Source organism: Streptomyces sp. NPDC059900, assembly GCF_050270335.1.
Taxonomy (GTDB): domain Bacteria; phylum Actinomycetota; class Actinomycetes; order Streptomycetales; family Streptomycetaceae; genus Streptomyces.
The window spans coordinates 1-5,014 of the sequence record NZ_JBNNJZ010000573.1; the positions used below are offsets into that span (position 1 = coordinate 1).

A 5,014-nucleotide genomic window follows, 5' to 3' on the forward strand; every position below is an offset into this window, starting at 1 on the left:
CGTCAGGACGCCCCACAGGACCGCCGTCAGGCCCGCTCTCGGGCCCTTCCCAGCCGGGTCCGTCCCAGCCGGGCTCTTCCCAGCCGGGCGCGACCCAGGCGGGTTCGACGCCGCCGCCCGGCGGGGACCGGCCGTCGCAGCCTCCGGGCGGTCCGCCTAGCGGCCCGCCGGACGGCGCGAGCCCCGGCGGGAGCCCGGAGCCGGACCGTCCCTGGTGGCGGTCTGCGCCGCGCGTGGCGGCGATCTCCCTGGTGCTCGTGGCCGCGGTCGTGCTGACCGTCGTCCTCACGCGTCCCGACGGCTCGGGCGGCACCAAGGAATCCGCCGGTGAGGTCATCCTCCAGCCCGCGGGCAAGTCGGGCCCCGACCCGTTCACCGATTCGACCGCCCGGGACGACTCCACGCCCGCGTCGCCGAGCGCGCTGCCGAGCTCGTCGGCGTCGGCCAACGTGACCCGCGGTGTCGACGGCTCCGCGCCCGGCCTCTACGGCGGGACGCGCAAGGTCGGCAGCTGCGACGTGGAGAAGCAGGTCGGCGCCCTCACGGGCGACCCGGCGAAGAACAAGGCGTTCGCCTCGGTGCTCGACATCGACGCCTCGGCCGTCCCCGCGTACCTCCGCTCGCTCACGCCCGTACAGCTGCGCATGGACACCCGCGTCACCAACCACGGCTACCGCGACGGCGGCCCCACCGCCTACCAGGCCGTCCTCCAGGCCGGCACCGCCGTCCTCGTCGACGACCGGGGCGTGCCGCGCGTGCGCTGTGCCTGCGGCAATCCGCTGCTCCCGCCCGTCGCGCAGAAGAGCACCCCCAAGCGGACGGGCGAGGCGTGGCCCGGCTACCAGCCGTCGAACGTCGTGGTCGTGGCGCCCGCCGCCCAGGTCGTGAACGTGTTCGTCATGTACGACCCCGAGAGCGGCGACTGGTTCGAACGTGACAAGGGCGACACGGGAGGCGGCGACACGAAGACCCAGCCGCCGGTGAACGAGCCGTCCCCGTCCCCGTCCGTCTCCACTCCCTCCGCCTCTCCCTCGTCCCCGTCCCCGTCCCCGTCCCCCTCCACCGGCGAGCCCTCCTCCCCGCCCGCCTCGTCGCCGCAGACGCCCTCTTCGCCGCAGGAGCAGCCGCCCGTCTCGCAGTCCCCGCAGCCGCCGTCGTCCCCGGCGGCAGATTGAGGTTCGTGATCGAGCAGGGGCCCACAGGCGCTAGCGTGGTGGGTGCTGTCGGCGAGGCCCGTGCTGGGGCGGTGCTGGATCCGGGGCGTAGGAGGGGTTGAGCGAACATGCGGGCCGGAGCGGCGTCTTGAGAATTCTGCACACGTCCGACTGGCATCTGGGCCGGTCCTTCCACCGCGTGAACATGCTCGGCGCCCAGGCCGGATTCATCGGTCATCTCGTCGCCACGGCGCGTGAGCGCGAGGCGGACGTCGTGGTCGTGTCCGGGGACGTGTACGACAGGGCGGTGCCGCCGCTCGCCGCCGTCGAGCTGTTCGACGACGCCCTGCACCGGCTCGCGGACGTCGGCATCCCGACGGTGATGATCTCCGGCAACCACGACTCGGCGCGCCGCCTGGGCGTCGGCGCCGGGCTCATCGGCCGCGCGGGCATCCACCTGCGCACCGCGCCCGCCGCCTGCGGGGAACCGGTGATCCTGGCCGACGGCCACGGCGACGTGGCGTTCTACGGCCTGCCCTACCTCGAACCGGCGCTGGTCAAGGACGAACTCGGGGTCAAGCGCGCGGGACACGAGGCGGTGCTCGGGGCCGCCATGGAGCGGGTGCGCGCCGACCTGGCCGCCCGGCCGCCGGGCACGCGGTCCGTCGTCCTCGCCCACGCCTTCGTCACCGGCGGCGAGGCCAGCGACAGCGAGCGGGACATCACCGTCGGCGGAGTGGCCGCCGTGCCGTCGGGAGTCTTCGACGGCGTCGACTACGCGGCGCTCGGCCACCTGCACGGCAGCCAGGCCATCAGCGAGCGCGTCCGCTACTCGGGCTCCCCGCTGCCGTACTCGTTCTCCGAGTCCGCGCACCGCAAGAGCATGTGGCTCGTCGACCTCGGCCCGGCGGGGGAGATCACCGCCGAGCGCATCGACTGCCCGGTGCCCCGCCCGCTCGCCCGTATCCGGGGCGCCATCGAGACGCTGCTCGACGACCCGGAACTCGCCGCCCACGAGGATTCCTGGGTCGAGGCGACCCTCACCGACCCGGTGCGCCCCGACGACCCCATGGCTCGCCTCTGCGAGCGCTTCCCGCACACCCTCAGCCTCGTCTTCGACCCGGAACGCGCCCCCGAGGACCCGGACGTCTCCTACGCGAAGCGTCTTGAGGGCCGCACCGACCAGCAGATCGCGGAGGACTTCGTGACCCATGTGCGCGGCGCGGGGCCCGACGAGCGGGAGCAGGCGGTGCTGCGGGCGGCGTTCGACACGGTCCGCACCGACGAGACGCTGCGCGAGGTGGCCCGATGAGGCTGCACCGGCTCCGGATCACCGCGTTCGGCCCCTTCGGCACCACCCAGGACATCGACTTCGACGATCTCTCCGCCGCCGGGCTCTTCCTGCTGCACGGGCCGACGGGCGCGGGAAAGACCTCCGTCCTGGACGCCGTCTGCTACGGCCTGTACGGCTCGGTGCCCGGACCCCGCCAGGGCAGCGGCCAGGGTGTGACGCTGCGCAGCGACCACGCGGAGTCCGGAACGCGGACCGAGGTGTGCCTCGAACTCACCGTCGCGGGACGCCGCCTCGAAGTCACCCGGCAGCCGCCCTGGGAACGCCCCAAGAAGCGCGGCACCGGCACGACCACGGAGAAGGCACAGAGCTGGCTGCGCGAATACGAGACCGGGGAAGCCGGGCAGCCCGGCACGTGGAAGGACCTCAGCCGCTCCCACCAGGAGGTCGGCGAGGAGATCACCCAGCTGCTCGGCATGAGCAAGGAACAGTTCTGCCAGGTGGTGCTGCTGCCGCAGGGCGACTTCGCGCGCTTCCTGCGGGCCGACGCCGAGGCCCGCGGCAAGCTGCTCGGGCGGCTCTTCGACACGCGCAGGTTCGCCGCGGTCGAGCAGCGGCTCGCCGAGCAGCGGCGCGAGGCCGAGGGCGCGGTGCGGGAGGGCGACGGGGAGCTCCTGGCCGACGCGCACCGGATGCAGCAGGCCGCCGGGGACGCGCTCGACGGCGCACAGTCGCCGCTGCCGGACCTTTCGCCCGGTGATCCGGGGCTCGCCGACGCCGTCCTGGCCTGGGCCGCCGTCGCCCGCACCAGCGCCCGCGAACAGCATGCGATCGCCGGGTGCGCGCTTGACGCCGCCGAATCCGCGCAGGCCGCCGCAGGGCGCAGGCTCGACGGCGTACGCGAACTCGACTCCCTGCAACGGCGGTTCGCCCTGGCGCGGGAGCGGGCCGATCGCCTCCGGGAGCGCGCGGGCGAGCACCGCGAACGGTAGAGCCGGATGGAGCGGGCCCGCAAGGCCGAGACGGTCGCCCCCGCCCTCGGCCTGCGCCGGGCCACCGAGGAGGAGCACCGCCGCGCGAGCGACGACGAGGCACGCGCGCGCGGACACCTGCCCGCCACGTTCGCGGACTCCGGCTCATCGGGCCTCGCCGCCGCCGCGCGCAAGGCCGCCGAAGAGCTCGGCGGCCTCGAATCCGCCCGGCGCGCCGAGCAGCGCCTGGCGCAACTCCGCACGGAGCGCACCTCCCTGGAGCGCGAGGAGCGGGCAGACGACGAACTGCTGCGCGAGGCCGCGGGCTGGCTCGACAGCTGGGCGGCGAGCAAGGCCGCACTCCAGGAGCGCATCGACTCCGCCCAGGAGGCGGCCACGCGCGCGGAGCACCTCGCGGGCCAACTGGAGCCCGCACAGGGCAGGCTGGACGCGGCACGCCGTCGCGACGGCCTCGCTCAGGAGGCGACGGCCGCGTACGAACGCACCCTCACGGCCCGCGAGAGCAGCACCGCGGCCCACGAGCACTGGCTGACCCTGAAGGAACAGCGCCTGACCGGCATCGCGGCGGAGCTGGCCGCGGGCCTGGCCGACGGCGCGCCCTGCGCGGTCTGCGGCGCCACCGAACACCCCGCGCCCGCCCCGAAGGACGCCGGTCACGTCGACCGCGCCACCGAGGAGTCGGCGCTCGCCGCATACCGGCGGGCGGAGGAGCGGCGCACGCAGGACGAGCGGCAGCTCGGCGAGGTGCGCGAGGCGCTCGCGGCCGCCCGGGCGGCGGCGCTGGGCTCGTCCGGCAACGACTCCACCGGCGGGGAACCGGCGGACCCCGCGGAGGGACCGTCCGTCGAGCGACTCGCCGCGACGGTCGAGAAGCTGAGGGCCGAACACGCCGGGGCGCGCGGCGGCGCGTCCGCTCTGCACGCCTCCCGCGAAGCCCTCGCACAGGCCGAGCGCGAGCACGACCGCAGGGTCGCCGTGCAGCAGGAAGCCGCCGTACGGGCCGCGTCGCGCACCACCCTGCGGGACTCCCTCGACCGCGAACAGGCCGGTCTGGAGGAGGAGTTGACCCGTGCGCGGGGAGCCAGCGGCAGTGTCGCGGCCCGCGCGTCCCAGCTGGAGCGGCAGGCCGCGCTCCTGACCGAAGCTGCGGAGGCCGCCCGCGCCGCCGACGACACCGCGCAGCGGCTCAAGGACGCCGACGCGCGACTCGCCGACGCCGCCTTCCGCGCCGGGTTCGACACGCCGGGCGAGGCGGCCGAAGCCCTGCTCGACGATGCCCGCCACCGCGAGCTCCAGCACCGTATCGACGAGTGGCGCAACGAAGAGGCGGCGGTGCGCTCCCTGCTCGTCGAGCCGGACGCCGCCGCCGCGGCCGAGCAGCCACCGGCCGACGTCCGGGCCGCTCAGGAAGCCGCCGAGCACGCCGGAAGGCGGACCCGCGCGGCCGCCTCCGCGCTCGACGCGGCCTCCCGGTGCTGCGCCGAACTCGACCGGCTCTCCGAGCGGTCGGCCGCCGGAGCCCGGCGGCTCGCGCCGCTGCGCGCCGAGTACGACCGCGTGGCACGCCACCCGGGCCT

General features: G+C 75.5%; 2 protein-coding genes and 1 pseudogene. All 3 read left to right on the forward strand.

Annotated features, from left to right (window positions below; translation table 11 throughout):
- A partial coding sequence (locus ACQKIP_RS39385) for a DUF6777 domain-containing protein (RefSeq protein ID WP_427745256.1) occupies window positions 1-1,175 on the forward strand: 1,175 nt, incomplete at its 5' end.
- Between the two features lie 127 nt (window positions 1,176-1,302).
- On the forward strand, window positions 1,303-2,466 hold the full coding sequence (locus tag ACQKIP_RS39390; protein WP_365862271.1) for an exonuclease SbcCD subunit D: 1,164 nt from the start codon (window positions 1,303-1,305) through the stop codon (window positions 2,464-2,466).
- Window positions 2,463-5,014 (forward strand): annotated as a pseudogene (locus tag ACQKIP_RS39395) (AAA family ATPase); the annotation flags it as partial. The gene ACQKIP_RS39390 and the pseudogene ACQKIP_RS39395, both read left to right, overlap by 4 nt.